A 1654-nucleotide genomic window follows, 5' to 3' on the forward strand; every position below is an offset into this window, starting at 1 on the left:
TCACGGAATGGATTCTAGGGTCTGCGCTCGTCGCTTCGCTCCTTGCTTCGCCCTAGAATGACGACTCTGTGGGTTCCGCGCTACCTAACCAGTATCGCCCTCAGATCGTTCACATTCGTCCCAGTCGGCCCAGGCACGAACAGATCATCCACCGCGTTGAAGGCGGTCCAGGCGTTATTGCCGGCAAGCATTGCCTTGGCGTCGGTGCCTGCGGAACGCATGCGCGACACTGTCGAGCCGTCGGCGAAGGCGCCGGCATTGTTCTCGGAGCCGTCGATGCCGTCGGTATCGGCGGCCAGGGCATGGATGCCGTTCACGCCATCGATGCCGATGGCGAAAGCGAGCAGGAATTCGGAATTGCGACCGCCCTTGCCTTTGGCGCGCAGCGTCACCGTCGTCTCGCCGCCCGACAGGATCAGAACCGGCTTGGCGAACGGCCGGTTGCGCGTCGCCACCTCGCGAGCGATCGCGGCATGGACGCCACCGACCTCGCGCGCCTCGCCCTCGATCGAATCCGACAGGATGACAGCTTCGATGCCATGGCGCGTTGCTTCGGCTGCCGCCGCTTCCAGTGAAACGCCGGCAGAGGCGGTGAGGTGCACTTCGTTGCCGGCAAAACGCGGGTCGTCAGGGCGCGGCGCGTCGGCTGCGGGCGACTGGATATGCGCCATCACCGAGGCCGGCAGTTGCATGCTGTAGGCTGCGATCGACGCCAGCGCGTCCTCGCGGCTGCCGGTGTCGGGCACGGTCGGACCCGAGGCCACGAGCGCCGGATTGTCGCCGGGAATGTCGGAGACGACCAGCGAGACCACCCGGGCCGGATAGGCTGCTGCAGCCAACCGACCGCCTTTGATGGTCGATACGTGCTTGCGAATGGTGTTCATCGCCGCGATCGGCGCGCCGGAGGCCAGCAGCGCCTCGTTGACGGCGATCTCGTCGGCCAAGGTGAGACCCGGTGCTGGTGACGGCAGCAATGCCGAGCCCCCGCCGGAGATCAGCGCCACGACCAGGTCGTCGGCGGTCAGGCCGCCCACCTTCTCCAGCAACCGGCGCGAGGCCTCGAGACCCGCGGCGTCGGGCACAGGATGCGCCGCCTCGATGATCTCGATGCGTTCGCATCTGGCGCCATAGCCGTAGCGGGTGACGACGAGCCCGTCGATCGGACCATCCCAGACCTTCTCGAAGGCTGCCGCCATCTGCGCCGAGCCCTTGCCGGCGCCGATAACGATGGTGCGGCCCTTCGGCCTGGCCGGCAAATGGTCGCGGATGGTCTTTTCCGGATCGGCGGCGGCGACCGCTGCGTTGAAGATCGCGGTGAGGAAGGTTTTCGGATCGGTCATTTGTCTTCCGGTGGCAATGCCAGCCCGCTTGCGTCGATGCCAAGATGAGCGCAAAGCGCATCGACGACCACACCATGGTCCTCGCGTTCCGGCAGGCCCGAAACGGCGATGACGCCGATGACGCCCGCGCCCTTCACCGTGACCGGAAAGCCGCCGCCGGCGAGCACATATTCAGAAATGTCCAGGCCTTCGCCGACCTTGAATGTGCGGTCGGGCCGCTGCTGTTCCAGCACCAGGCGGTAGGTGCTTCTGAGATAGCGCTTGACGACGTTGATCTTGCGCCGCGCCCAATCCGGGTTCGAAGCGTTGGAGCC

General features: G+C 66.2%; 2 protein-coding genes. Both read right to left on the bottom strand.

The features are described from left to right. Positions 1 to 80: 80 nt before the first annotated feature. Positions 81 to 1340: a glycerate kinase gene (locus tag Q0L57_RS14605; protein ID WP_296743728.1), complete on the bottom strand. Its 1260-nt coding sequence runs from the start codon at positions 1338 to 1340 to the stop codon at positions 81 to 83. Beyond that, positions 1337 to 1654 (bottom strand): heme-binding protein (locus Q0L57_RS14610; protein ID WP_296743730.1); only part of this gene is annotated, 318 nt, incomplete at its 5' end. The genes Q0L57_RS14605 and Q0L57_RS14610, both read right to left, overlap by 4 nt.

The organism is Mesorhizobium sp., from assembly GCF_024509055.1.
GTDB lineage: Bacteria > Pseudomonadota > Alphaproteobacteria > Rhizobiales > Rhizobiaceae > Mesorhizobium.